Raw genomic sequence first — 25,379 nt, 5'->3', positions numbered from 1 at the left:
ACAGAACATCCGCCTCTACCCTGAGCGGGTAGGACCGGTTGGAGAGGACCCATGGACACGGCGGAGATCGCACGTCCGGCGCCGCGGCCGGGGCTGCGCGAACGCAAGAAGAGGCGCACCCGGGACACCCTGCTGCGCACCGCCCTGGAGCTGTTCACCACCCAGGGCTACGAGCGGACGACCGTCGACGAGATCGCCGAGGCCGCCGAGGTCTCGCAGCGCACCTTCTTCCGCTACTTCCCCGGCAAGGAGGAGGCCGCCTTCGCCGTCCAGGCCCTGGCCGAGGAGCACTTCCTCGCCGCCCTGCGCTCGCGCCCGCCGCACGAGGCGCCCATGGAGGCGCTGCGCCGGGCCGTGCTGGAGGGCTGGGACACCCTGCGCGAGGCCGTCGAGTCGGTCGTGCCGGTGGAGCTGTACCTGCGCATGTACCGGCTGATCGAGTCGACGCCGGTGCTGCTCGCCGCGCACCTGCGCCGCTCGGCGGAGATCGAGGAGCGCCTCGCGCGCCTGCTGGCCGAGCGGGAGGGCGTCGACGTGGCGACCGATCCCCGGCCGCGGCTGGCGGTGGCCGTCTTCGGCGGGGTGATGCGGGTCACCGAACGGCAGTGGAGCACCGGCGAGGACTTCAGCCTGGCGGCGATCCGGACGCTGACGGCGGCCTACCTCGACCAGGTGGGCCCGGCGCTGACCGGGCACTGGCGCGCGGACTGACGGGCTGACCGGCGCGGGACCGGGGCGGGGGGCGCGGGCGGGCCGTCGGCCGACACGGAAGACGCGGAAGGCGCGGAAGGCGCGGACAGGCGGCCGGCGGCCGACGCGGAAGACGCAGGCAGGCGGGCGGTGAGCGGGGCGGACCGGTGACCGTCGGCCCCGCGGTCGAAACGTGATCCCTGTCACTCGATTCACGCGAGACCGGTTCGTTCTCCTAGTGTGTCCTCCCAGTGACTTCCTTCGACACCTCCCCCTCCCCGAACGTCTGGCGTGCGCTGGCGGCGCTGGCCGTGGTCTTCGTGATGCTCGCGACCACCGGCTGGACGGCCGTGCGCGGCCACCGGGCCACCACCGCGCTGCAGGCCTCCGTGGCCGCCTGGGAGCACGGCCGCCTGCGCGGGCACCGGCTGCCCGACCCGCAGGCGGCCCCGGCCCGGATCGCCCGCTTCTTCGCCTCCCTCACCGCCCGGGAGCGCGCCGTCCTCGCCCACCGCTACCCGCTCGCGGTCGGCAACATGAACGGCGCCCCGGTCGCCCTGCGCTACGAGGCCAACCGCATCGCGCTCGGGCAGGCCCGCAGGGCCGAGCTCGCCCGCCTGCACGACCCGCGGCTCACCCCGGCCGGGCAGCAAGAGGCGGGCCGGCGCATGCACCGCTACACCATGCTGATGAGCGCCCGCCGGCACATCCTCGCCTTCGACCCGGAGGGCTCCGGCCGGGTCGCCGAGGTCTTCGGCGACCTGACGCGGGCCCGGCGCGTCTCCGTCGTCGTGCCCGGCGTCGACACCGACCTGCTCACCTTCCAGCGCACCAACCGCCGGTACGCGGCGCCCGTCGGCATGGCCGAGTCGCTGTACGACGCCGAGCGCGCGGCGCGCCCCGACGCCCGGACCGCCGTGATCGCCTGGGCCGACTACACCGCGCCCAGCGGGCTCGGCGTGGACGCGGCCACCGCGATGCGCGCCGAGGAGGGCGCCGTCCGCCTGAACGCGCTGGTGCGGGCGCTGCCCGGCCACGCGCCCGTCTCCCTGTTCTGCCACAGCTACGGCTCGGTGGTGTGCGGGGTGGCCGCGCGCGGCCTGCCGCGCCGGGTGGCGGACATCGCGGTGGCCGGCAGCCCCGGCATGCGGGTGCGGCGGGCCGCGCAGCTGGGCACCGCCGCCCACGTGTGGGCGATGCGGAACCCCACCGACTGGATCCAGGACGTGCCGTACCTGGAGCTCGGCGGCCTGGGCCACGGCGCCGACCCGGTCTCGCCCGCGTTCGGCGCGCGGGTGCTGTCCGCGGCCGGCGCCCGGGGCCACACCGGGTACTTCACGCCCGGCACCGAGAGCCTGCGCAACCTCGCGCGGATCGGCGTTGGCGCATATGACGCAGTCGGGTGCGTGCACGGGGACGACACGTGCCGCCGGGACCTGACCGCCGCACCTGCGGACGGACGCGCGTAGAGCCGCAGGAACCGCGGTGTGCGCGGAGGAGGGACGGAAGAAGCGCGTGCCGCATACGATGAGCCGCATGGGTGACGTACTGGCCGGATTTCATGCCGCCTGGGAGTTCGAGTCCGACTCCGTCCTCATCCGCTACGAACGAGGCATCCGTACGCCTCGCCTGTTCCAGGCGCTCGGGGAACGCCGCGTCCCGTTCGCCGCCCTGGCCGGAGTGACCCTGACGCCCGGCAGACGCGGCACCGTCGTGCTGCGCGCCGCGCCGCGGCCCGGCGCCGACCCGCTGATGGAGGCGGCGGCCGGGCAGCTGAAGGAGACCTGCGACCCCTACCGGCTGGTGCTGCCCGCCGACCGCGCGACCCTCGCCGAGTACTACGCCGACGAACTGCGCGCCCGGCTCACCGAGACCGGGCCCGCCGACCGCCATCTGGTGGCCGCGCCCGAGCCGCCGGTGCGGTTCAAGGCGTACGACGGCAAGGCGTCCTTCGACGGCACGGCCGTCACCTTCCGCTGGTTCTGGACGGGCGCGTCCTCCGCGAAGTGGAAGGCCGGCGACCAGGTGTTCCCGGTCACCGGCCTCAGCGGCGTCGAGTGGCGCTCCCCCGAGGTCTTCGAGGGCCACCTGCGGCTGCTGCACCGCGACCCGGCGGCCGCGGCCGCCCAGCCGGCGCAGCCGGACCAGGACCCGGCGGCCGTCGTGTTCGGGCTCGGCTACGGCGCCGTGCACGAGTCGCTGCCGTTCGCCGCCGCCGTGCTGGCCGCCGTACGGGCCGCCGCGCCCGCGGCGGCGGACCCGGCCGCCGTTCCGGCGCCCCGCCGCGACCCCGCCGACATCGCCGAGCGGATCCGGCACCTGGGCGAGCTGCACCAGGCGGGGCTGGTCACGGACGAGGAGTTCTCGGTGAAGAAGGCGCAGCTCCTGGCGGAGTTGTGACGGCCACCGGCTCCCGGCGGGCCGGACCGGCTGCTCCCAGCGGGCCGGACCGGCTGCTCCCAGCGGGCCGGACCGGCTGCTCCCGGCGGCCCGGACCGGCTACTCCCAGCGGCCCGGACCGGCTACTCCCGGCCCGCCGAGGTGAACGTCATGTCCGCGTAGCGGTCGCCCGCCACCTGCCCGGCGATGGGCTCCAGCAGGGCCAGCTCCTCCTCGGTGAGCTCGATGCGCGTGGCGGCCACGTTCTCCTCGACCCGGGACGGCTTGCGGGTGCCGGGGATCGGCACCACCGGCAGGCCGTGCACCGCGGCCCGCTGCTGCACCCACGCCAGCGCGATCTGCCCGGGGGTGGCGTCGTGGGCCTTGGCGACCGCGCGGACCGGCTCCAGCAGGGCGGCGTTGGCGGCCGCGTTGGCGCCGGTGAAGCGGGGCTGGTGGCGGCGGAAGTCGTCGGCGGTCAGGTCGGTCTCGGCGTTGGTGAAGGACCCGGTGAGGAAGCCGCGGCCGAGCGGCGAGTACGGCACCAGGGCCACGCCCAGCTCGCGGGCGGCCGGCACGACCTTCGCCTCGATGTCCCGGCTGAACAGCGACCACTCCGACTGCACCGCCGCGATGGGGTGCACGGCGTGCGCCGCGCGCAGCTCGTCGGCGGTCACCTCGCTCAGGCCCAGGTGCTTGACCTTGCCGGCGCGCACCAGCTCGGCCATGGTGCCGACGCTCTCCTCGATCGGCACGTTCACGTCGCGCCGGTGCATGTAGTACAGGTCGATGACGTCGACGCCGAGGCGCCGCAGGCTGGCGTCGACGGCCTGGCGGATGTAGGGCGGGTCGTTGCGGATGGTCCGCTTCGTCGGGTCGTCCGGCGGAATGGACAGGGCGAACTTGGTGGCGATGACGACCCGGTCGCGGTGCGCCCGGAAGAACGGCGACAGGAACCGCTCGTTGTCGCCGGCGCCGTAGGCGTCCGCCGTGTCGTACAGCGTCACGCCCAGGTCCAGCGCGCGTTCCAGGGTGGCCCGGGAGGCGTCCGCGTCGGCGGGGCCGTAGGCGAAGCTCATGCCCATGCAGCCCAGGCCCTGCACACCGACCTCGGGCCCGTTCTCGCCCAGCCGTACCGTCGGGATGGTGCTGTCGGTCATCGGGTGTTCCCCGCCTCCCTCGGACATCCGGCGTCCGCATAGAAACCGATCTTCTGGTCGAGCACGGCGAGCGTGTCCTGCAGTTCGGTGATCCGCGCCAGGACGTTCCGGCGGGTCGCCGCGAGGAGCTCGTACCGCTCGCCGTAGGTGCTCTCGCCCTCGCGCACCAGTTCCGCGTAGCGCACCATGTCCGCGACCGGCATGCCGGTCAGCCGGAGCTTGCCGACGAGGTCGAGCCAGTCCAGGTCGCGGTTGGAATAGCGCCGCTGGCCGGTGTGCGAACGGTCGATGTGCGGCATCAGCCCGATCCGCTCGTACCAGCGCAGCGTGTGCGCGCTCAGGCCGGTGAAGGCGGCGACCTCGCTGATCGTGTAGCGGTCCTGGCCGTCGGGGCGTGGATGCCGCCGGGGCGGGGCGCCGCAGCCCCCCACCCGGGCAGCCGCCGGGGCCGCGCGCTCCTCGGTGGTCGCGGGCGTGCTCTGCATGACCGTCATGACCCCCACGCTAGGACCTTCGAGCGCGCTCCAAGCAAGCGGAATCGGTAAGAAATCAGCCCCTGTTGTCAGTACCGTGAGGGCCATGACACCAGTACGCCGGGCCACGCCCGAGGACGCGGAGGAAGTGCTCCGCCTGCGCCAGGTCATGCTCGACTCGGTGCGCGGGGGGAACCCCGCCACCGACTGGCAGGCCGAGTCCCTGCCCACGCTGCGCGCGCGGCTGGCCGAGCCCGACGGGGACTTCGCCGCGTTCGTGGTGGACCATCCCGAGCGGCCCGGAACGCTGGCGGCGCTGGTGGCCGGGACGGTCGACTACCGGATCGGGAGGACGGGCAACCCCCTGGGGATCGTCGGGTACGTCTTCAGCGTCGCCACCGATCCGGACGCGCGGCGCCGCGGCTATGCGCGCGCGTGCATGGACGTCCTGCTGGAGTGGTTCCGCGCGCGCGGCGTGCGCCGGGTGCAGCTCACCGCGTCCCGGGAGGCCGAGCCGCTGTACGCCTCGCTCGGCTTCCGGCCCAAACCGGACCCGCTGATGGAGCTGCCGCTGTGACCCCCTTAGGCTCGACGGCATGTCGCTGCAGAGCCTCGCGTTGATCGAGAACTGGCCGGTTCCCACCGCCGCGGCGGGTGTCGTACGGGCCGACGGGACCGTCCTGGGCACCCACGGCCCGACCGGGCAGCGCTTCCCGCTGGCGTCGGTGACCAAACCGCTGGCGGCCTACGCCGTGCTGGTCGCCTACGAGGAGGGCGCGATCGAGCTGGACGAGCCGACCGGGCCGCCCGGGGCGACCGTCCGCCACCTGCTCGCGCACACCTCCGGGCTCGCCTTCGACGAGCACCGCACGACCGCGCCGCCCGGGCAGCGGCGGCTGTACTCCAACGCCGGGTTCGAGCAGCTCGGGGACCATGTCGCCAAGGCGACGGACATGCCCTTCGCCGAGTACGCGCGGCAGGCGGTGCTGGAGCCGCTGGGGATGGCGGCCACGTCGCTGGAGGGGTCGCCCGCCAAGGACGGGGTGTCGACGGTCGAGGACCTGCTGCGGTTCGCCGCCGAGGTGCAGGCGCCGCGGCTGCTGGATCCGCGGACGGTGGCCGAGGCGATGACCGTGCAGTATCCGGGGACCAAGGGGGTGCTGCCGGGGTACGGGCACCAGAACCCGAACGACTGGGGGCTCGGCTTCGAGATCCGCGACGGCAAGTCGCCGCACTGGACGGGCTCCTCGTCCTCGCCGCGGACCTTCGGGCACTTCGGGCAGTCCGGCACGTTCCTGTGGATCGACCCGGACGCGGGGGTGGCGTGCGCGGCGCTGACGGACCGCGCGTTCGGGCCGTGGGCGATCGAGGCGTGGCCGGCCTTCACGGACGCGGTGCTGGCGGAGGTGCGTTAGCCAGGAGGTGCGCCGGTCAGGAGATGCGCCGGTCAGGAGATGCGCCGGTCAGGGGGTGCGCCGGTCAGGGGGCGGTCATCTCCCACACCAGCAGCTCGGCGTCGGTCACGCCCGCCGCCTTTAGCCCTTCGGCGCCGGTGATCCGCACCGCGTCGCCCGGGCCGGCCTTCTCGGTGTGCAGCCGTATCTCCCCGCGCACCACGTGCACGTAGACGAACGGCGCGTCGGGGATCGCCGTGCGCTCCCCCGCCGTCAGGCGCCGCACGTGGAGCGTCGCGCCCGCCGCCGGGACGGCGTACGGGGTGGAGTCGGCGATGCCGTGGACGATCTCGTAGGACGGGGTGCCGCCGGGCTCGCGGGGGGCCAGCCACATCTGCACGAAGGTCAGCGGCCCCGGGCCGTCGTTGCGTTCGACGTGGCGCACGCCCGAGGCCGCGCTCAGCCGCTGGACGTCGCCGGGGCGCACCAGGGTCTCGTGGCCCGTGGAGTCGCGGTGGGTCAGCTCGCCCTCCACCACCCAGGTCACGATCTCGGTGTCGCGGTGCGGGTGCTCGGCGAAGCCGGCGCCGGGGGCGAGGCGCTCCTCGTTGCAGGCGACGAGGGCGCCGAAGCGGAGGTTGCCGGGATCGTAGTGCGGGCCGAAGGAGAAGGCGTGCCACGACTCGATGCCGGCCCGCGGGTCGCCGCCGGGATAGCGCTGCTGTGCGCGCCGTACGTCCATCACGCACCCCACGGTAAGGCCGCGGGGCGCGGACGCGGGGCCGGGACCCGCGACCCGGCGGCCCACACCCGCGTCCGGATGAGGCAGTCTTGTCCCGTGCCCGAACCCGAGACCCACACGAACGAAACCGCCACGCCCGACATCCACCCGCATGCCGCGACCCTGAAGCGGCTGGAGAAGTCCTCCGGCTCGCTCGCCGCGCAGGCGATCGCGCGCATGGACGAGACGCTGCCGTGGTACCGGGCCATGCCGCCGGAGAACCGTTCCTGGATCGGGCTGGTGGCGCAGGCGGGCATCGCCGCGTTCACCGAGTGGTTCCGGCACCCGGACGCCCCGCAGGCGATCTCCACCGACGTCTTCGGCACCGCGCCGCGCGAGCTGACCCGGGCGATCACGCTGCGGCAGACCGTGGAGATGGTGCGCACCACGATCGAGGTGATGGAGTCCGCGATCGACGAGGTCGCGGCGCCCGGCGACGAGGCCGCCCTGCGCGAGGCGCTGCTGGTCTACGCCCGCGAGATCGCCTTCGCCACCGCGCAGGTGTACGCGCAGGCCGCCGAGGCACGCGGTGCCTGGGACGCGCGGCTGGAGTCCCTCGTGGTCAACGCCGTGCTCAGCGGGGAGGTCGACGAGGGCGCCGTGAGCCGCGCCGCCGCGCTGGGCTGGAACGCGCCGGAGCACGTGTGCGTGGTGCTGGGCACGGCGCCGGACGGGGACAGCGAGCTGACGGTGGAGGCCATCCGGCGGGCCGCGCGGCACGCGAAACTGCAGGTGCTCACCGGTGTGCTCGGCAGCCGGCTGGTCGTCATCGCGGGCGGCAGCAACAACCCGCTGGCCGTCGCCAGGTCGCTGATCGGGCCGTTCGCCCCGGGACCGGTGGTGGCCGGTCCCGTCGTGCCGGACCTGCTGGCCGCGACCCGCTCCGCGCAGGCCGCCGCGGCCGGACTGAAGGCGTGCTCGGCCTGGCAGGACGCGCCGCGCCCGGTCCTGGCGGACGACCTGCTTCCGGAACGCGCGATCGCCGGAGACCCCAGCGCCCGCGAGCAGTTGGTGGAGGAGATCTACAGACCGCTGGAGGAGGCCGGGTCCGCGCTGCTGGAGACGCTCTCCGTCTACCTGGAGCAGGCGAGCAGCCTGGAGGGCGCCGCACGGATGCTGTTCGTCCATCCCAACACCGTGCGCTACCGGCTCCGACGTGTGACTGATGTCACCGGCTGGTCGCCGTCCGATGTACGCTCTGCGTTCACTCTGCGGATCGCACTGATCCTGGGGCGTCTGGCCGAAGGCGATCTTCCGGCCTAACGTTTTGTCGGGGGCCCACAAAACCCCTTCGTGTTCTTCGTCCCTGTCCCCACGGGCGGCCGTGCCCGTACGCAAGAGAGAGTGTGAGAGTGCTCGTACTCGTCGCTCCCGGCCAGGGCGCCCAGACGCCCGGCTTCCTGACTCCCTGGCTCGACCTCCCCGGTGCCCGCGACCGTGTCGCGGCGTGGTCGGACGCCATCGGGCTGGACCTCGTCCACTACGGCACGCAGGCCGGCGCGGAGGAGATCCGCGACACCGCCGTGGCGCAGCCGCTGCTCGTCGCCGCCGGGATCCTCTCGGCGGAGGCACTCGGTGCCACCCCGGACGCGGTCGCCGGCCACAGCGTCGGCGAGATCACCGCCGCGGCCTTCGCGGGCGTCCTGGACGACACCGCCGCGCTCACCCTGGTGCGCCGCCGGGGCCTGGCGATGGCCGAGGCCGCCGCCGTCACGCGGACCGGCATGGCGGCCCTGCTCGGCGGCGACCCCGAGGTGACCGTGCCGCACCTGGAGAAGCTCGGCCTGACCCCGGCCAACGTCAACGGCGCCGGCCAGATCGTCGCCGCCGGCACGATCGAGCAGCTCGACGCGCTGGACGCGGACAAGCCCGAGGGCGTGCGCAAGATCGTCCGGCTGCAGGTGGCCGGCGCCTTCCACACCCACCACATGGCGCCCGCGGTGGAGAAGCTGGCCGAGGCCGCGAAGGAGATCGACCCGGCCGACCCGAAGGTGCCGTACGTCTCCAACAAGGACGGCGGGGTGGTCGCCACCGGCTCGGAGGTGCTGGAGCGGCTGGTCGGGCAGGTCGCCAACCCGGTGCGCTGGGACCGGTGCATGGAGACGTTCCGGGAGCGGGGCGTCACCGCGCTGGTCGAGGTGTGTCCCGGCGGCACCCTGACCGGCCTGGCCAAGCGCGCGCTGCCCGGTGTGCGGACGCTGGCCCTGAAGACCCCCGCCGACCTGGACGCGGCCCGCGAGCTCGTCGCCGAGCACGCCGGCGCCTGACAAGGAGCCCCCATGGCGAAGATCAAGCCCAGCAAGGGCGCCCCGTACGCGCGCATCTGCGGCGTCGGCGGCTACCGCCCGACCCGGGTGGTACCCAACGAGGTCATCCTGGAGCGCATCGACTCCTCCGACGAGTGGATCCGCTCCCGCTCCGGCATCGAGACCCGGCACTGGGCCGGTCCGGAGGAGACCATCGCCATGATGTCGCTGGAGGCCTCCGGCAAGGCGCTCGCCGGCGCCGGCATCGCCGCCGGGCAGATCGATGCGGTGATCGTCTCCACCGTCACGCACTTCAGCCAGACCCCGGCCGTCGCCACCGAGATCGCCGACCGGCTGGGCACGAACAAGGCCGCCGCGTTCGACATCTCCGCGGGCTGCGCGGGCTTCGGCTACGGCCTCACCCTCGCCAAGGGCCTGGTCGTCGAGGGGTCGGCCCGGTACGCCCTGGTCATCGGCGTGGAGCGGCTCTCGGACCTGACCGACCTGGAGGACCGGGCCACCGCCTTCCTGTTCGGCGACGGCGCCGGCGCGGTCGTCGTCGGCCCGGCCGAGGAGCCCGGCATCGGCCCGACCGTGTGGGGCTCGGAGGGCGACAAGGCCCAGACCATCAAGCAGACCGTGCCCTGGGACCGTTTCAAGGTCGGCGATCCCTCCCAGCTCCCCCTGGACGACGCGGGCAACATCAAGTTCCCCGCCATCACACAGGAGGGCCAGACGGTCTTCCGCTGGGCCGTGTTCGAGATGGCGAAGGTCGCCCAGCAGGCGCTGGACGCGGCCGGCGTCAGCCCGGACGAGCTGGACGTCTTCATCCCGCACCAGGCCAATGTGCGGATCATCGACTCGATGGTGAAGACTCTCGGACTGCCGGAGAGCGTCACGGTCGCCCGTGACATCCGCACCACCGGCAACACCTCGGCCGCCTCGATCCCGCTCGCGATGGAGCGGCTCCTGGCGACCGGCGAGGCGAAGAGCGGCGACACCGCGCTCGTCATCGGTTTCGGGGCGGGTCTCGCCTACGCCGCGACGGTCGTTACCCTCCCCTAGGCACTCCGTGCCGGATCATGCGGTCCGGTGCGGGTCCACCGCCATACCCTCTGGAACATCTACGAAGGAGCGCCTGACATGGCCGCCACTCAGGAAGAGATCGTCGCCGGTCTCGCGGAGATCGTGAACGAGATCGCCGGCATCCCGGTGGAGGACGTCCAGCTGGACAAGTCCTTCACCGACGACCTGGACGTCGACTCGCTGTCCATGGTCGAGGTCGTCGTCGCCGCCGAGGAGCGCTTCGACGTCAAGATCCCGGACGAGGACGTCAAGAACCTCAAGACGGTCCGCGACGCTGCCGACTACATCCTCAAGCACCAGGGCTGACCCCACCGGTCCGTCCCTGGGCCGCCTGCCCCGCCACCCGGCGGTGGCGCCGTTGAATCCTCGTATCCGTTGGAGAAGAACCCCGTGAGCTCGACCAATCGCACCGTGGTCGTCACCGGTATCGGCGCAACCACACCGCTGGGTGGCGACGCGGCCTCCACCTGGGAGGGCCTGGTCGCCGGTCGTTCCGGCGTCAGCCTCCTGACGCAGGAGTGGGCCGCGGAGATGCCCGTGCGCATCGCCGCGCAGATCGCCGTGGAACCCACCGAGATCCTGCCGCGTCCGCAGGCCCGCAAGCTGGACCGCTCGGCGCAGTTCGCGCTGCTCGCGGCCCGCGAGGCCTGGCAGGACGCCGGCTTCACCGGCCGGGCCGGGGAGGACGGCGCGGTCGACCCGCACCGCCTCGGCGCGGTCATCGCCTCCGGCATCGGCGGCGTGACCACACTGCTCGACCAGTACGACGTGCTGCGGGAGAAGGGCGTCCGCCGTGTCTCCCCGCACACCGTGCCGATGCTGATGCCCAACTCGCCGGCCGCCAACGTCGGCATCGAGCTGGGCGCCATGGCCGGTGTGCACACCCCGGTCTCGGCCTGCGCCTCCGGCGCCGAGGCCATCGGCTACGCCATCGAGATGATCCGCACCGGCCGCGCCGACGTGGTCGTCGCGGGCGGCACCGAGGCGGCGATCCACCCGCTGCCGATCGCCGCGTTCGGCAACATGATGGCGATGTCGAAGAACAACGACGACCCGCAGGGCGCCTCCCGCCCCTTCGACACCGCCCGCGACGGGTTCGTGATGGGCGAGGGCGCCGGTGTGATCGTGCTGGAGTCCGAGGAGCACGCCAAGGCCCGCGGCGCCCGCGTCTACGCCGAGGCCGTCGGCCAGGGCATCTCCTCCGACGCCCACCACATCACCCAGCCCGAGCCGTCCGGCACGGGCATCGCCGCCGCGCTGCAGAACCTGCTCGACCGCACCGACCTGGACCCGGCCGAGATCGTGCACATCAACGCGCACGCCACCTCGACCCCGCAGGGCGACGTCGGTGAGATCAAGGCGCTGCGCAAGGCCTTCGGCGACGACGTCGACCACATGGCGATCACCAGCACCAAGTCGATGACCGGTCACCTGCTCGGCGGCGCCGGCGGGGTGGAGACGGTCGCGACCATCCTGGCGCTGTACCACCGCGTCGCGCCTCCGACGATCAACGTCGACCACCTCGACCCCGAGGTCAACGCCGACATCGTGCGCGGCGAGGCCCGCAAGCTGCCCGTGGAGGGGCGGATCGCGGCCCTGAACGACTCGTTCGGCTTCGGCGGCCACAACGTGGTGCTGGCGTTCCGCACGGTCTGAGCGGCACCCGCGTGACCACGCAAAAGGGCTCCACCGGTTCTCCGGTGGAGCCCTTTCCGCGTGCCTCGCCCGGCGGGGTGTCAGACCACCTGGTGCAGCCAGCGCACCGGGGCGCCCTCGCCGGCGTAGCGGAACGGCTCCAGCTCGTCGTCCCAGGGCTTGCCCAGCAGGCGGGCGATCTCGGCCTCCAGGTCGGTCTCGCCGCGCTGGGCGCGGGTCAGGGCGGCGCGCAGGCGGTCCTCGGGGATGAGGATGTCGCCGTGGATGCCGGTGACGGCGTGGAAGATGCCGAGGTCGGGGGTGCAGCTGTAGCGCTCGCCCTCGGCCGTCGGGCAGGGCTCGGCGGTCACCTCGAAGCGCAGCAGGTGCCAGCCGCGCAGCGCGGAGGCCAGCTTGGAGGCGGTGCCCGCCTCGCCCTGCCAGGAGAACTCCGCGCGCCAGGTGCCGGGGGCCGCGGGCTGCCGGATCCAGTCGAGGCTGACGCGCGTGCCGAGCACGCCGGCGACGGCCCACTCGACGTGCGGGCACAGCGCGCGGGGCGCGGAGTGCACGTACAGGACTCCACGTGTCGTCACCGAGACCTCCGGGCTGGGCGGGACGTGTGCAACGGGCCAAACGGCGGTGGTGGGGCAGCCGCGTTGAGGGCGAGGCTACCCTGCGGCGGCGCAAGGAGTGTGACGTACGGTGGCTCCCGGGGCCAGGAAACCTCCGCCATTCACCCGGGGGGACGCTTGTGCGGGTCCGGTCCGTCGCACCGGGTGGGCCGGGGAACCTCCGCACGTTGTTATGGGGGAAGGGCCCCGTCCAGGGGTGTGCGGGCGACCGAGGGGACCAGCAGGGGATGCGGAAGCGAAGCCACCGGAAGCGGGCCGCCGTCGCGCTGTTGACGGCGGCCGTGCTGGGCGTCGCGGGCTGTGACGCCGGCGGCGCCTCCCCCGCCCCGTCCGGCAGCGCGCGGGCGGCGCCGGTGTGGGACCGCAGCCCGGACTCGGTGGCCGCCGTCGGCGACTCCATCACCCGTGGCTTCGACGCCTGCTCGGTGCTGTCGGACTGCCCGCAGGTGTCCTGGGCGACCGGCACCGACACGGCGGTGGACAGCCTGGCGGTGCGGCTGCTGGGCCGTGAGCGGGCCGCCCGGCGCAGCTGGAACCACGCGGTGACCGGGGCCCGGATGGCCGACCTGCCGGGGCAGATCGAGCAGGCGGTGCGGCACCGCCCGCAGCTGGTGACGGTGATGGTGGGCGCCAACGACGCCTGCCGGTCCAGCACGAGGGCGATGACGCCGGTGGCGGACTTCCGCGCCGGGTTCGAGACGGCGCTGCGCACCCTGCGCCGGGCGCTGCCGAGGACCCAGGTGTACGTGGCGAGCGTGCCGAACCTGAAGCGGCTGTGGGAGCAGGGCCGCGCCAGCCCGCTGGGCCGGCAGATCTGGCGGCTGGGCATCTGCCCGTCGATGCTGGCGGACGCGGAGGCGCTGGACGCGGCGGCCACCGCCCGGCGCGACACCGTGCAGAAGCGGGTGGAGGCCTACAACCGGGTGCTGCGGGAGGTGTGCGCGCGGGACCGGCGCTGCCGCTTCGACGGTGACGCGGTGTTCGCCTACCGGTTCGGCACGGCGGAGCTGAGCCACTGGGACTGGTTCCATCCGAGCCTGACCGGTCAGGCGCGACTCGCCGAGATCGCCTACCGCACCGTCACCGCGCCGCAGCCGGTGGCCTAGCCTTTCCCCATGAGCGAACGGTTCGGCACGCTTCCCGACGGCACCCCCGTCCACCGCTGGACGCTGCGGCGCGGCGGCGTCCGGGTGCGGGTGCTGTCGTACGGCGGCATCGTGCAGTCGGTCGAGGTCCCGGACCGGGAGGGGCGCACGGCCGACGTGGTGCTCGGGTTCGCGGACCTGGACGGGTACCTGGAGCACCCGGGGGCCTACCTCGGCGCCCTGATCGGCCGGTACGCCAACCGGATCGCGCGCGGCCGCTTCCCGCTGGACGGCCGCACGTACGCGCTGGCGCAGAACGACGGGCCGAACTCGCTGCACGGCGGGGAGCGCGGCTTCGACCGGCGGGTGTGGGAGGTGACGCCGGTCGAGCACGGGCTGCGGCTGTTCCGCGTCAGCCCGCACGGCGAGGAGGGCTTCCCCGGCCGCCTGGAGGTGACGGCGACCTACCGCCTGGACGAGTCGGGTGCGCTGCACATCTCCTACGAGGCGGTCACGGACGCGCCGACCGTGGTGAACCTGACCAGCCACTCCTACTGGAACCTGGCCGGCGCGGCCTCCGGCGGCGCGGGCGGGCACGAACTGCGCATCGCGGCCGGGCGGTACACGCCGGTCGACGAGCACCTCGTCCCCACCGGGGAGCTCGCGCAGGTGGCCGGGACCCGGTTCGACTTCCGCGAGCCGCGCAAGGCGGGCTGCGGCTACGACCACAACTTCGTCCTCGACAAGGGCGTGACCGAGCGGCCGCAGGAGGTCGCCGAGCTGTACGACCCGGCGTCGGGACGGGTGCTGACGGTGGCGACGACCGAACCGGGCCTGCAGCTCTACACCGGCGACCACCTCGACGCCCCCTTCTCCCCCGGCGACGGCATCGCGCTGGAGACGCAGCACTTCCCGGACTCGCCGAACCGGCCGGAGTTCCCGAGCACCGAATTGCGGCCGGGCGAGGTCTTCCGGTCCGAGACGGTGTACGGCTTCTCGACCCGGTGACCTGCGGCCGGGGATCCAGTGATCTGCGGGCCGGGGATCCGGTGACTTCCAGGCCCCCGGTGACCTCCGAGCCGGGGTGAGCCCCGGTCCGGCCGTCAGGTTCCGGACCGGGGCCGGCCCACGGGGAGCGCCTTCCCCGACGCGGGAGAGCCTTCCCCGAAGACCTTCCGGGGAGAGCCTTCCCCGGTCAGACGGTAATCGCACCCGCCGGACGGCGGTTCCCGATCGGCCGTCCGGCCGTGATCTCGTACGAACCTTTCACAAAGACCCCCGCGTTCGCCTTCCCGTCCCGGGTCTCGAAGGCGCGGCGCGGCGGTACGGCGGTGTCCTCGACGCGCTGTCCCGGTACCGCCGTCACGGCGGCGCATCCGGCGGGAGGACGCACGGGCCGCCCGGGGCCGGCCCCGGGGCACGCACCGTGGCGCCCGCCGCTTCCGTCACGCGATACCGCCGCCGTCCGGCGGCGCGCACTCCCCCACGGCGACGGAAGGACACCAACCGCCTTGGCACGCGCACGCCTTCGCATCGGTCTCCTCGTTCTTGCCCTGCCGGCGGTCCCGGTGCCGGCGGCCGGCACCGCGCTCGCGCCCACCGCCGAGGAGCGGCGGCTGGACGGCCCGGTGCCGCGGGAGATCCTGCGGCGGTCCGGATTCGACGCGATGGCGGCGCAATGCGCCCGGGAGCTGGAGCGGGTCCGCTCCTACGCGCGGGCCCGGCGTGTCGTGGAACGGCGGGGCGCGGCGCTGTGGCGGCGGTCGTGTTCCCGGTGCGCCGGCGGGACTTCGCGCAGGGGACGGTGGAGCGGACGCTGCGGCCGTACCTGCCGCAGGTCGACGCGTTCGTGACGGTCAGTCAGGGCCGGGTGGGCCGGTTCGACGTGGAGCGCGCCAACGGGGCCTGGCGGGGCGGCTTCCCGGACAACGAGAACGCGAGCAGCACCGGCACCGTCCCGGTCGCCGGCCCCGCCACGCGGCCGCAGTGGACGACGACCACGCTGCCCTGCCGGGACGTCGTCGCGGCGGACACCGGCCGGTTCCCGGTGTACGACCACACGAGCGTCACGGAGATCCCGGCGGGCGGGACCGAGCCCGTCGTCCGGCCCGGCGGCCCGACGCCCGGGTCGGCGGCCCGGGCCGGGAGCGGCGGGGACCACCTGTCGAACGAGATCGCCTACCGGGCGACCCCGCCGCGGGACCGGCTCGGTCTGCGCGGCCGGCTGCCGGGCGGGCACGCGCACACGCCGGTGCCGCGGTTCGGCGCGGGCGACACCGGCCCGGCGACGGGCGCCGTCACCGATCCGGAGTTCGTGCGCAACCGGCTGGACATCATCGCCCGGGTGCGGGCGATCCTGGCGGTGGCGGCGGGAGCGTGACCGCGCCGCGGTCGCCGTCACCGCCGCCGTCACCGTCACCGTCGCCGGCGGTCTCCTCCCCCATCAGGCCCCGCGCCATGAGGGTGGCGCCGGCGACCGCGCCCGGCATGAGGAAGACCGCGACCAGCGGCACCAGGAAGGCCAGGCCGAGCGGGGTGCCGAAGCCCCACACCAGCGGCTTGCGGGAGCGCAGCAGGGCCAGGCGCTCGCGCAGGTGCACGCCGCGGCGCTGCAGGGCGACGGCGGTGAGCTCCTCGGTGAGGAAGAAGCCGGTGACGAAGAAGCCGACGACCGGCACGACGGTCTGGCCGACGAACGGCAGGAACCCCAGGGCGAACAGGAGCACGCCCCACAGCCCGGCGCGTACCAGGATGCGCAGGCTGTCGCGGGCGGAGACCCACAGCTCGCGCCACAGCGGCAGGTCCGACTCGGGTGCGGTGCCGTCGGGGGAGGCGTCGCGGTCGACCTTCTCGGAGAGGTTCTCGTAGAAGGGCTGGCCGATCAGCAGGGTGACCGCGGTGAAGGTGAGGACGGCGAGGAGGAGGCCGAGGGCGAACAGCACGGCGGTGAGGAACCCGCGGAAGAGTCCCCGCCACGGGCCCGACCAGCCGTCGGCGAACGGGGTCGACCAGGTGACGAGGTCGTCGCCCCACACGGCGAGCCCGACCAGCGCGGCCGCGTAGAGGACGAGGGTGATCAGACCGGGCAGCAGGCCGAAGCCGTACTGCCGGCTGTTGCGGGCCATCCACCGCTGGCCCTGGAGGAGATAACGGAAACCCGCCCCGAGATCACGCATGCGGGAACCCTACCCGGGTCCGTTGAGTCGAACGGGCCCGTCCCGCCGTACCGATCCCGGGGACCCGCGTGGGGAGGACAAGGGAAGACAAGGGGAAGAACCGAGCGGGTCGCGCCCGGTCGGCCCGGCTGGTGAGGAGAACGGATGGCCCAGGAGATCCACGGCACCGTCGCCGACGGCTTCGAGGCGGTGCGGGAGGAGTTCGCCGCCGTGGTGGCGAAGGAGCGGCCCGGCTACGAGGGCCAGGTGTGCGCGTACGTGCACGGCCGGCGGGTGGTCGACCTGTGGGCGGGTCCCCCGGGCGCCGACGGCGGGTCCCTGTACGGCGTGTACTCGTCCACGCAGGGCGCCGCCCACCTGGTGGTGGCGCTGCTCGTGCAGGACGGCACGCTGGAGCTGGACCGCAGGGTGACCTACTACTGGCCGGAGTTCGCCGCCGAAGGCAAGGGCGCGCTGACCCTGCGGGAGCTGCTCGCGCACCGGGCGGGCGTGATCGGCACCGACACCGGCTTCACCCTGGAGGAGCTGGCCGACGACCGGGCGGTCGCCGAACGCCTCGCCGACCAGCGGCCGTTCTGGCGCCCGGGCACCGCCTTCGGCCACCACGCCCTGGTGCTCGGCGCGCTCACCGGCGAGATCGTCCGCCGCGCCACCGGGCACACGCTGCAGGAGGTGTACGAGGAGCGGGTGCGCGCGCCCCACGGCCTGGACTTCCACCTGGGCCTGCCGGCCGCGCACGAGCCGCGGTTCCGCGACGCGCAGCCGATGCTGCCGACCCCCGAGCAGCGCGCCCTGCCGGAGGCGCTGCCGAGCGGCCCGCACACGCTGACGTCGATCGCCCTCAACAGGCACGCGGCCGAGCCGGTCGACCTGGAGAGCCTGCCGAACCAGCCGGTGATCCGCGCCAGGGGCCCGGCCTCCGTGGGCGGGGTCGCCTCGGCGCGCGGGCTGGCGCGGCTGTACGCGGCGGCGATCAGCGAGGTGGACGGCAAGGCGCCGCTGCTGAAGCCGGACACGGTGGCGGAGTTCGGGCAGTACCACTCGGTCGGCCACGACCTGGTGCTGCGCACCCACAGGTCGTTCGGGCTGGGCTTCGAGATGACCGCGGACACCTGGCACCCCTTCCTGGGCGCCGGGGCGTTCGGCCACAGCGGCGCCGGCGGCTCCCAGGCCTTCGCCGACCCCCGCAGCGGTCTCGCCTACGGCTACACCCGCCGCCGCTTCGCCTTCCTCCCGGGCGGCGCCGCCCCGGAGAACGACCGGCTGGCGCGGGCGGTGCACCGCGCGGCGCTGGGCCGGGGCTGACGGCGGCGCCCGCCGCTCGCCGGTCCGGGTCGGGCCGGTGAGTGGTGAAGGCCGCACCCCACGTCCAAGGGTGCGGCCTTCGCCGTACGCAACGAGCCGGGCGGGGCGACGTCACGGTGCGGTTCCGGCGGATGGTGCGGTTCCGGCGGACACCGGGAGCGGATGCCGGGAAGCGGGCGCCGGAGACGGGTGTCCGAGCCGGAAATCGGAGGCGGGCGCCGGAGCCGGAGACCGGACCGGAGGTCAGAGGCGGACGACCATCTTGCCGATGTTGTCGCCGCGCAGGACGCCGAGGAACGCCTCCAGGGTGTTCTCCACGCCCTCCACGACCGTCTCCCGGTACTTCAGCTCGCCGGAGCGGATCCAGGCGCCGACCTCCTGGACGAACTGCGGCTGCAGGTCGTAGTGGTCGCCGACGATGAAGCCCTCCACGCGCAGCCGGTTCTGCAGGATCTTGACCATGTTGCGCGGGCCGGGCACCGGCTCGGTCGTGTTGTACTGCGAGATCATCCCGCAGACGGCGACGCGGCCGCGCAGGTTGAGCGCGCCGATCGCGGCCTCCAGGTGGTCGCCGCCGACGTTGTCGAAGTAGACGTCGATGCCGTCGGGGGCGGCCTGCTTGAGCTGCTGCCACACGGGGCCGTTCTTGTAGTTGAAGGCCGCGTCGAAGCCGTACTCGTCGACGAGCAGCTCGACCTTCTCGTCGCTGCCGGCCGAGCCGATGACCCGCGAGGCGCCCTTGAGCCTGGCGATCTGCCCGACCTGGCTGCCGACCGCGCCGGCCGCGCCGGAGACGAACACGGCGTCGCCCTCCTTGAAGGAGGCGACGCGCAGCAGGCCGGCGTACGCGGTCAGGCCGGGCATGCCGAGCACGCCCAGGTACGCCGACAGGGGCGCGGCCTGGGGGTCCACCTTCACGGCGTTCTCCGCCCGGACCACCGCGTACTCGCGCCAGCCGCCGAAGTGCAGCACGTGGTCGCCGACGGCGATGCCCTCCGCCCTGGAGGCGACGACCTCGCCGACCGCGCCGCCCTGCATGGCCTTGCCCAGCTCGAACGGCTCCACGTACGACTTCGCGGCGCTCATCCGGCCGCGCATGTACGGGTCGACCGAGAGGTACTCGTTGCGCACCAGGACTTGGCCCTCGTCCGGCTGCTTCACCTCGGCCTCGACCAGGGCGAAGTTCTCCGGCTTCGGCCAGCCCTCCGGGCGGCTGAGCAGGTGCCACTCACGGCTGACGGCGGGAAGGGTGGGGGTGTCGGACACGGTCTGTGCCTCTCCTCGCGTACATACTCGGAATGCTTCAGTTGGTGAAACAACCATGCGCCTGAATATTTCAGGTTGTCAAGCAAACGGGTACCCTGGACCCATGACCGCCACCCCGCCGAAGACCCGCCGCCCCGACGCCCTGACCCTGGAGGTCGTCGAACTCATCGGGGAGGTCGTGGCCCGCTTCCACGCCGACTACGAGGAGGCCGCCGCCGCCCACGCCCTCACCGGCGCCCAGGCGCGGCTGCTGAGCCTGCTCTCCCTGGAGCCGCTGCCGATGCGCCGGCTCGCCCAGCGCCTGAAGTGCGAGCCGTCCAACGTCACCGGCATCGTGGACCGGCTGGAGGCGCGCGGACTGGTCGAGCGCCGCCCGGACCCGGCCGACCGGCGCGTGAAGCTCGCCGCCGCCACGGGCGAGGGCCGGCAGGTGGCCCGCGAGATCCGGGACTCCCTGCGCTTCGCGCGCGAGCCGCTGGCGGGGCTGTCGGAGGGGGAGCGGGAGGCCCTGCGGGGCCTGCTGCGGCGGATGCTGGAGCCGCCGGTCTGATCCCGGATCGCCCACGGCGCCCGCCGCCGCACGGGGTGCCGCGAAGACGGCGTCGACGGCGGCTGCGACGCCGCCCCCGGCCTCGCGGTCACCGGGCCGATGAGCGAGGCCGGTCCCGGCGGCCGCGACGGGGCGGTCCGGCCCGACGAGAACACCCGGGACCCGCGCGACATGCGGAGAACGGGTCCGAGAGCTCGCGGCAGGACGGTACGGAGGAAACGGTGAGGTCCCGGAACTGGATCGTCGCGGCGGGGATCTCCCTGCTCCTCGCGGCACTGATGTCCGGATACGGCGCATGGCGCATGGTCGTGCCGGACAAGAAGGAGTTCTGCACCACGGTCCTCCACCAGCGGTACGACCCGGCCTACGCCCTCGACGACGAGCGGCTCTTCCCGCTCACGCAGAAGTGCAACGCGTCGTACGACCTGGTGCCCGCCTTCGTCAACCCGTCCATCGCCGTCTTCCTGGGACTGACGGTCGTCTGCACCGGCGTCGGCGCGACCGTGCGGCGCCGGCATCCGGCGCCCCCTCGCCAGAACCGGCCTCCGGCAGCCCGCCCCCGGGAGAATCGGTCATGACCGGACCCACCGTCCGGTCCCCTCGCCGCACCGTTGCGGGCGCCGGTCCCGGCCTCGCCGCCGGGACGGCCCGGTGCGCCGCCGCGCCGGCCGCCATGCCGTACCCGCGGTACGCGGCCGGCGCGTGCCCCCGTCGGCGGGGTGCGCCTCAGGTGCACCACCACAGGAAGCGGTCGCACGTCTTGGTCGGGGTCGGGGCCGGGTCGGGTTTCCGGGAGGTCGGTTCGGCGGTCGGGGTGTTCGCCGGCCGGCCGGTGGCCGGGGCGGTGGGCTCGGAGGCGGCGCCGCCGGTGGTGCCGCCCGTCCCCGTGCCGGTCGTCGCCGTCGCGGTCGTGCCGGAGGCGCTCCGGGTCGCGCTCGGCGAGGCGGAGTCCTTTTCCTTTTCCTTGTCCCCGGCCGCCTTGGACGTCGAGGCCGAGGGGGACGCCGAGGCGCTCGCCGAGGCCGTCCCGGTGCCGCCGCCGGCGCCCGCCGTGCCGTCGAGCGGCCGGGCCGTCTCACCGGTCCGTGTCGCGTCCACGCCGCCCTCCGCGGTGGCGCCGCCGGCCGGCGCCGGGTCGGGGCTGGAGAACAGCGGGGCGTCCGTGCCGAGTTCGGCCAGGCTCAGGCCGCCCGCCGCGAGGACGAAGCCGGCGGTGACCAGGAGCGTGCGGCGTCTGCGTCTGCGGTGCGCGGCGGCCTTGCGGTCGCGCCGGCTCACCTCGGCGGACCACTCCTCCGCGTCCCGCCCGCGCCCGGAACCCCGGCGCCCGGCGGCGCGGCCGTGCGGGGCGGGAGCGTCGCCGCCGTCCGCCGGCCGGTCCGGGTCCGGGTCGTCGTCGTAGCCGTCGTCGTGGGTGTCGTAGCCGTCGTCGCCGGGGACGTCCTCGCCGTCGTACCCCGGCCCGTCGCGGTACGCCTGCTCGCCGGCGTACGGCGGCGGCTCGGCACCGTGCGCCGACCGGCCGTCGTACGGCCCCTCGGCCGCGTACGGCTCCCCGGCCCCGGCGCCGAAGGCGGTGCCCTGGTGGCCGTGGACGGCCCCGGAGGGCGCCGCGCCCGCCTCGTCGTACCGGACGCCGTCGCCCGCGCCCGCGTGGGCGTACGCGTACGCGGGCACGCGGCCCGGGTACGGTCCGCCCTGCGCGGGGGCGTACGCGCGCAGCGTCTCCACCGGCACACCGCAGCCCGGGCAGGCGAGTGCGCCGTTGAGGTGACGTTGACAGGCGTGGCAGTAGTCCATGACGCGGGAAGAGTAGGTTCCCGGCGGATAACGTGCCTAGAGGTTCCTGTGAAAATCACGTGGGGAAGCGAAGCAATCGTCGAACGGCTTGCCGAAACCGTTACTCGTCCGCCCCATTGACACCCCTCCCGCCCCCTCCTTACTGTCACGCCAGCATTTCGAACGTGTGACGAAATTTCGAACACAACGAGGGGCGACTGTCGTGCGCATCACCGGAATCAGCACACACGTGGTGGGGACGCCGTGGCGCAACCTGACGTACGTCCAGGTGCACACCGACGAAGGGCTCACCGGAGTCGGCGAGACCCGGATGCTGGGACACACCGACGCCCTCGTCGGCTACCTGAGGGAGGCCGAGCGGAACCACATCCTCGGCTCGGACCCGTTCGCCGTGGAAGACCTCGTCAAGCGCATGAAGTACGGCGACTACGGCCGAGCGGGCGAGATCGTGATGTCCGGCATCGCCGTGGTCGAGACGGCCTGCTGGGACATCAAGGGCAAGGCGCTGGGCGTGCCGGTGTGGCAGCTGCTGGGCGGCAAGGTCACCGACCGGGTCAAGGCGTACGCCAACGGCTGGTACACCACCGAGCGCACCCCGGAGGAGTACCACAAGGCCGCCCGGGAGGTCGTCGCCCGCGGCTACCGGGCGCTGAAGATCGACCCGTTCGGCACCGGCCGCTTCGAGCTGGACCACGAGCAGACCCGGTACGCGGTCTCGCTCATCGAGGCGGTCCGCGACGCCATCGGCCCGGACGTGGAGCTGATGCTGGAGATGCACGGCCGCTTCTCCCCCGCCACCGCGGTGCGGCTGGCCAAGGAGATGGCGCCGTTCAAGCCGGCGTGGCTGGAGGAGCCGGTGCCGCCGGAGAACCTCAAGGCGCTGAAGAAGGTCGCCGAGAAGGTGGACCAGCCGGTGGCGACCGGGGAGCGCATCCACGACCGCATCGAGTTCCGCGAGCTGTTCGAGAACCAGGCCGCGGACATCATCCAGCCCGACCTCGGCCACATCGGCGGCATCTGGGAGACCCGCAAGCTCGCGGCGACCGCCGAGACGCACTACGTGCTCGTCGCACCGCACAACGTGGGCGGTTCCGTGCTCACCGCCGCCAGCCTCCACGTGGGCTTCAGCACGCCGAACTTCAAGATCCTGGAACACTTCAACGACTTCGCGGACGCGGAGATCAAGCAGGTGGTCAAGGGCGCGCCGCAGGTGAACCCGGAGGACGGCTGCTTCCACCTCTCCGACGCGCCCGGTCTCGGCGTCGAGCTGGACACCGACGCGGCGGCCGAATTCCCGCAGCAGCGCGCCCACTTCGACCTGTGGGCCGAGGGCTGGGAGAAGCGCAACCCGGAGGACGGCCGATGAGCACCGCCGTCGTCGTCGACGCCCCGGGCTCCTTCCACCTGGCCGCGCACACCCCGCGCGAGCCGGGTCCGGGCGAGGCGCTGGTGCGGGTGCACGCGAGCGGGATCTGCGGCAGCGACCGCGAGGTCTACCAGGGCAACCGGCCCGAGGGATACGTCCGTTACCCGCTGACGCCCGGTCACGAGTGGTCGGGGACGGTGGAGTCGGTGGGCGCCGGGGTGCCCGCGGCGCTGGTGGGCCGCAAGGTCGTCGGCGAGGGCTTCCGCAACTGCCAGGTGTGCGACCGGTGCCACGCCGGCGAGACGACGCTGTGCACCGCCGGGTACGAGGAGACCGGCTTCACCCAGCCGGGCGCGATGGCGCCGACGCTGACCCTGCCGGCCCGCCTCCTGCACGTGCTGCCCGAGGACGCCGACCTGACGGCCGCCGCCCTCCTCGAACCCGCCGCCTGCGTCGCGGCCGCCGCGCTGAAGGCGAACGTGCGGCCCGGGGAGAAGGCGGCCGTGGTGGGCACCGGCACGCTCGGCATGTTCGCCGTGCAGTTCCTGCGGGCCGTCTCCCCCCGCGCGCTGTCGGCCGTCGGCACCCGGCGGGACCGGGAGGAGTTGGCGCGGCGCTGGGGCGCCACGGACTTCTCCACCAAGGACCAGCCGCTCCCGGACGACGTCGACGTGGTGATCGAGACCGCCGGGTCGGCGGACGCGGCCCGGATCGCGGCCGGGCTGCTGCGGCGCGGCGGACGGCTGGTGCTGACCGGCATCCCGGCGCCGGGCGCCGACGGGCTCGACCCGACCGACCTGGTCGTGCGGCAGCTCGAGGTGCACACCGTCTTCGGAGCGCCGCCCCACGCCTGGGCGCACACGGTGCGGATGTTCGCCGCGGGGCTGCTGGATCCGCTGCCGCTGGTGACGCACGACCTGCCGCTGGCCGAGTTCGCGCGGGCCATCGAGCTGGTGGGCTCCGGTGATCCGAAGGTGGGCAAGGTGCTGCTCCACCCCTGAACGCGCGCCGGTACGGGGGTGACCTGACGGCCTCGCACCGGCGTACCACCAGGCACCCGCACCGGCGTACCACCAGGCCCCGTCCCCGGTCGCCAGGCACCCGCCCCGGCCGCCCGGCACCCGCGCCCCGAGCCGCGAACCTTGTCCGACATACCGAACACGAAGGACGTCCTGTGACCGACGCATCCGCCCCGGCAGCCCGCCGGCCCGGCCAGCAGGTGCTCGCCGCCCTCGGTCTGGCCGCACCCGCCCCCGACCCCGCCGACGCCTCGCCGCACTCCTTCCCCGGCGGCGGCCGCTGGCGCACCGAGATCCCCTCCTGCGAGGGGCCGGAGGCGCTGGCGGTGGTCCTGAAGGAGGCCGCGCGGCTGGACGTGCCGATCCACCGGATCAGCCAGGGCAGCGGCGTGTGGATGCTCACCGACGCCGAGATCACCGAGATGGTCGAGGCCACCCGCGAACGGGACATCGAGCTGTGCCTGTTCACCGGCCCGCGCGGCACCTGGGACATCGGCGGCTCGGTGCGCAGCGACTCGCGCGGCGCCGGGCTGCGCGCCCGCGGCCACGACGCGCTCGCCGGCTGCGTCGAGGACGCCGTGCGGGCCACCGAACTGGGCGTCAAGTGCCTGCTGGTGGCCGACGAGGGCGTGCTGTGGACACTGCACCGGGCGCGCACGGCCGGCCTCCTCCCGGCCGACACGACACTGAAGGTCTCCGCGCTGATCGGCCCGGTCAACCCCGCCTCCTACGCCGTCTACGAGCGGCTCGGGGCCGACTCCATCAACGTGCCCAGCGACCTGACGCCGGATCACCTCACCGAGATCCGGCGGGTGTCGGCGGCCCCGATGGACCTGTACATCGAGGCGCCGGACGACCTCGGCGGCTACGTGCGGATGTACGAGGTGGCCGAGCTGATCCGGCGCGGCGCCCCGCTGTACCTGAAGTTCGGCCTGTCGAAGGCGCCCGGGATCTACCCCTACGGCCACCACTTGCGCGAGGTGACCCTGGCCACCGCGCGGGAACGGGTGCGGCGCGGGCGCCTGGCCCTGGACCTGCTGGCGCGGCACGGCGCCGACGGCGACATGGCGCCGCTCGGATCGCGGCTGCCCGGATCGCTGAAGCGGTTCGACTGCCTGGACCGCTGAGGTGATGCGACTGCCCGGCTCGCTGAGGCGGTTCGGCCGCCCGGATCACTGAAGCAATTTGACACGCCCGCATAACGTTCCTGACCCACCCCCTTCACAAAACGCGACGCAGCCGAACACAATCCCACACCACCTGTCGTCGAACGACACGCACCCACCCACCCTCCACCCGACCTGGTACCGCCCGTCCAGGTCCCGCGCCCCAC

The 25,379-nt window shown here is 74.0% G+C and carries 27 protein-coding genes; 20 read left to right on the top strand and 7 right to left on the bottom strand.

Going from position 1 to position 25,379, the window contains the following annotated elements; translation table 11 throughout:
* Positions 1–51 precede the first annotated feature (51 nt).
* The 3 genes from IE225_RS04850 (at position 52) to IE225_RS04840 (ending at position 3,090) form a co-directional block, all read left to right on the top strand.
* Positions 52–711 carry a TetR family transcriptional regulator gene (locus IE225_RS04850; protein WP_190056033.1) on the top strand — a complete coding sequence of 220 codons (660 nt, stop codon included), beginning with the start codon at positions 52–54 and terminating at the stop codon, positions 709–711.
* Between the two features lie 230 nt (positions 712–941).
* Positions 942–2,159, top strand: a complete 1,218-nt coding sequence (locus IE225_RS04845) for an alpha/beta hydrolase (protein ID WP_190056032.1) — start codon at positions 942–944, stop codon at positions 2,157–2,159.
* Positions 2,160–2,226: 67 nt separating this feature from the next.
* On the top strand, positions 2,227–3,090 hold the full coding sequence (locus IE225_RS04840; protein WP_190056031.1) for a DUF4429 domain-containing protein: 864 nt from the start codon (positions 2,227–2,229) through the stop codon (positions 3,088–3,090).
* A 122-nt stretch (positions 3,091–3,212) separates the two neighbouring features.
* On the opposite strand, the gene IE225_RS04835 is transcribed toward IE225_RS04840, so the two are convergent.
* Together IE225_RS04835 and IE225_RS04830 are read right to left on the bottom strand one after the other, a co-directional pair.
* A complete protein-coding gene (locus IE225_RS04835; protein WP_190056030.1) occupies positions 3,213–4,229 on the bottom strand; it encodes an aldo/keto reductase in 1,017 nt (338 codons plus the stop codon).
* Positions 4,226–4,723 carry a MerR family transcriptional regulator gene (locus IE225_RS04830; RefSeq protein ID WP_190056029.1) on the bottom strand — a complete coding sequence of 166 codons (498 nt, stop codon included), beginning with the start codon at positions 4,721–4,723 and terminating at the stop codon, positions 4,226–4,228. The genes IE225_RS04835 and IE225_RS04830 overlap by 4 nt, the downstream gene beginning before the upstream one ends.
* Positions 4,724–4,808: 85 nt before the next feature.
* Here IE225_RS04830 and IE225_RS04825 point away from each other — a divergent pair, with 85 nt between their 5' ends.
* Together IE225_RS04825 and IE225_RS04820 are read left to right on the top strand one after the other, a co-directional pair.
* Positions 4,809–5,279, top strand: coding sequence for a GNAT family N-acetyltransferase (locus tag IE225_RS04825; RefSeq protein WP_190056028.1), 471 nt, complete (start codon positions 4,809–4,811; stop codon positions 5,277–5,279).
* A 19-nt stretch (positions 5,280–5,298) separates the two neighbouring features.
* On the top strand, positions 5,299–6,117 hold the full coding sequence (locus IE225_RS04820; protein WP_190056027.1) for a serine hydrolase domain-containing protein: 819 nt from the start codon (positions 5,299–5,301) through the stop codon (positions 6,115–6,117).
* A gap of 64 nt (positions 6,118–6,181) precedes the next feature.
* Here the strand turns inward: IE225_RS04820 and IE225_RS04815 are convergent, their stop codons facing one another.
* On the bottom strand, positions 6,182–6,838 hold the full coding sequence (locus tag IE225_RS04815) for a pirin family protein (RefSeq protein WP_190056112.1): 657 nt from the start codon (positions 6,836–6,838) through the stop codon (positions 6,182–6,184).
* Positions 6,839–6,934: 96 nt separating this feature from the next.
* Here IE225_RS04815 and IE225_RS04810 point away from each other — a divergent pair, with 96 nt between their 5' ends.
* The 5 genes from IE225_RS04810 (at position 6,935) to fabF (ending at position 11,865) form a co-directional block, all read left to right on the top strand.
* A complete protein-coding gene (locus IE225_RS04810) occupies positions 6,935–8,140 on the top strand; it encodes a PucR family transcriptional regulator (RefSeq protein ID WP_190056026.1) in 1,206 nt (401 codons plus the stop codon).
* Positions 8,141–8,229: 89 nt separating this feature from the next.
* The gene (locus tag IE225_RS04805) at positions 8,230–9,144 is read left to right on the top strand and encodes an ACP S-malonyltransferase (RefSeq protein ID WP_190056025.1); all 915 of its coding nucleotides are present in this window, start codon (positions 8,230–8,232) and stop codon (positions 9,142–9,144) included.
* Between the two features lie 12 nt (positions 9,145–9,156).
* The gene (locus tag IE225_RS04800; protein WP_190056024.1) at positions 9,157–10,188 is read left to right on the top strand and encodes a ketoacyl-ACP synthase III; all 1,032 of its coding nucleotides are present in this window, start codon (positions 9,157–9,159) and stop codon (positions 10,186–10,188) included.
* A 78-nt stretch (positions 10,189–10,266) separates the two neighbouring features.
* The gene (locus IE225_RS04795) at positions 10,267–10,515 is read left to right on the top strand and encodes an acyl carrier protein (RefSeq protein WP_190056023.1); all 249 of its coding nucleotides are present in this window, start codon (positions 10,267–10,269) and stop codon (positions 10,513–10,515) included.
* Between the two features lie 84 nt (positions 10,516–10,599).
* Positions 10,600–11,865, top strand: coding sequence for a beta-ketoacyl-ACP synthase II (fabF, locus tag IE225_RS04790; protein WP_190056022.1), 1,266 nt, complete (start codon positions 10,600–10,602; stop codon positions 11,863–11,865).
* Between the two features lie 80 nt (positions 11,866–11,945).
* Here fabF and IE225_RS04785 read toward each other — a convergent pair whose 3' ends face one another.
* Complete coding sequence (locus IE225_RS04785; RefSeq protein ID WP_190056021.1) at positions 11,946–12,440, bottom strand: DUF3145 domain-containing protein; 495 nt, start codon at positions 12,438–12,440, stop codon at positions 11,946–11,948.
* Positions 12,441–12,706: 266 nt separating this feature from the next.
* Here IE225_RS04785 and IE225_RS04780 point away from each other — a divergent pair, with 266 nt between their 5' ends.
* The 4 genes from IE225_RS04780 to IE225_RS04770 all read left to right on the top strand — a co-directional run bounded on the left by IE225_RS04780 (position 12,707) and on the right by IE225_RS04770 (position 15,944).
* Complete coding sequence (locus IE225_RS04780) at positions 12,707–13,585, top strand: SGNH/GDSL hydrolase family protein (protein WP_190056020.1); 879 nt, start codon at positions 12,707–12,709, stop codon at positions 13,583–13,585.
* 9 nt (positions 13,586–13,594) lie between these two features.
* Positions 13,595–14,572 carry an aldose epimerase family protein gene (locus IE225_RS04775; protein ID WP_190056019.1) on the top strand — a complete coding sequence of 326 codons (978 nt, stop codon included), beginning with the start codon at positions 13,595–13,597 and terminating at the stop codon, positions 14,570–14,572.
* 239 nt (positions 14,573–14,811) lie between these two features.
* Positions 14,812–15,417, top strand: coding sequence for a PA0049 family protein (locus IE225_RS34265; RefSeq protein WP_506004976.1), 606 nt, complete (start codon positions 14,812–14,814; stop codon positions 15,415–15,417).
* Positions 15,318–15,944, top strand: a complete 627-nt coding sequence (locus tag IE225_RS04770) for a PA0049 C-terminal domain-containing protein (RefSeq protein ID WP_506004975.1) — start codon at positions 15,318–15,320, stop codon at positions 15,942–15,944. Before IE225_RS34265 ends, IE225_RS04770 begins: the two co-directional genes overlap by 100 nt.
* Here IE225_RS04770 and IE225_RS04765 read toward each other — a convergent pair.
* The gene (locus tag IE225_RS04765; RefSeq protein WP_190056018.1) at positions 15,898–16,740 is read right to left on the bottom strand and encodes an EI24 domain-containing protein; all 843 of its coding nucleotides are present in this window, start codon (positions 16,738–16,740) and stop codon (positions 15,898–15,900) included. The two genes, IE225_RS04770 and IE225_RS04765, sit on opposite strands and share 47 nt — an antisense overlap.
* A gap of 144 nt (positions 16,741–16,884) precedes the next feature.
* Here IE225_RS04765 and IE225_RS04760 point away from each other — a divergent pair, with 144 nt between their 5' ends.
* A complete protein-coding gene (locus IE225_RS04760) occupies positions 16,885–18,045 on the top strand; it encodes a serine hydrolase domain-containing protein (protein WP_190056017.1) in 1,161 nt (386 codons plus the stop codon).
* Between the two features lie 243 nt (positions 18,046–18,288).
* On the opposite strand, the gene IE225_RS04755 is transcribed toward IE225_RS04760, so the two are convergent.
* Positions 18,289–19,311: an NADP-dependent oxidoreductase gene (locus IE225_RS04755; protein ID WP_190056016.1), complete on the bottom strand. Its 1,023-nt coding sequence runs from the start codon at positions 19,309–19,311 to the stop codon at positions 18,289–18,291.
* Between the two features lie 103 nt (positions 19,312–19,414).
* Between IE225_RS04755 and IE225_RS04750 the strand changes: the two genes are divergently transcribed.
* Both IE225_RS04750 and IE225_RS04745 read left to right on the top strand, forming a co-directional pair.
* Positions 19,415–19,861: a MarR family winged helix-turn-helix transcriptional regulator gene (locus tag IE225_RS04750; RefSeq protein ID WP_190056015.1), complete on the top strand. Its 447-nt coding sequence runs from the start codon at positions 19,415–19,417 to the stop codon at positions 19,859–19,861.
* A gap of 221 nt (positions 19,862–20,082) precedes the next feature.
* Complete coding sequence (locus tag IE225_RS04745) at positions 20,083–20,439, top strand: hypothetical protein (RefSeq protein ID WP_190056117.1); 357 nt, start codon at positions 20,083–20,085, stop codon at positions 20,437–20,439.
* A gap of 148 nt (positions 20,440–20,587) precedes the next feature.
* Here IE225_RS04745 and IE225_RS04740 read toward each other — a convergent pair whose 3' ends face one another.
* Positions 20,588–21,661, bottom strand: a complete 1,074-nt coding sequence (locus tag IE225_RS04740) for an SCO2400 family protein (RefSeq protein WP_190056014.1) — start codon at positions 21,659–21,661, stop codon at positions 20,588–20,590.
* 202 nt (positions 21,662–21,863) lie between these two features.
* Here IE225_RS04740 and IE225_RS04735 point away from each other — a divergent pair, with 202 nt between their 5' ends.
* The 3 genes from IE225_RS04735 to IE225_RS04725 all read left to right on the top strand — a co-directional run bounded on the left by IE225_RS04735 (position 21,864) and on the right by IE225_RS04725 (position 25,173).
* On the top strand, positions 21,864–23,027 hold the full coding sequence (locus IE225_RS04735; protein ID WP_190056013.1) for a mandelate racemase/muconate lactonizing enzyme family protein: 1,164 nt from the start codon (positions 21,864–21,866) through the stop codon (positions 23,025–23,027).
* Positions 23,024–24,028: a zinc-dependent alcohol dehydrogenase gene (locus IE225_RS04730; RefSeq protein ID WP_190056012.1), complete on the top strand. Its 1,005-nt coding sequence runs from the start codon at positions 23,024–23,026 to the stop codon at positions 24,026–24,028. Before IE225_RS04735 ends, IE225_RS04730 begins: the two co-directional genes overlap by 4 nt.
* Before the next feature lie 173 nt (positions 24,029–24,201).
* The gene (locus tag IE225_RS04725) at positions 24,202–25,173 is read left to right on the top strand and encodes a hypothetical protein (RefSeq protein WP_190056011.1); all 972 of its coding nucleotides are present in this window, start codon (positions 24,202–24,204) and stop codon (positions 25,171–25,173) included.
* Positions 25,174–25,379: the final 206 nt, after the last annotated feature.

It is taken from the genome of Streptomyces echinoruber (genome assembly GCF_014651135.1).
GTDB classification, from domain to species: Bacteria; Actinomycetota; Actinomycetes; order Streptomycetales; family Streptomycetaceae; genus Streptomyces; species Streptomyces echinoruber.
Note: the sequence above shows the minus strand (reverse complement) of the source record. Positions and strands in the feature narration are given on the sequence as shown.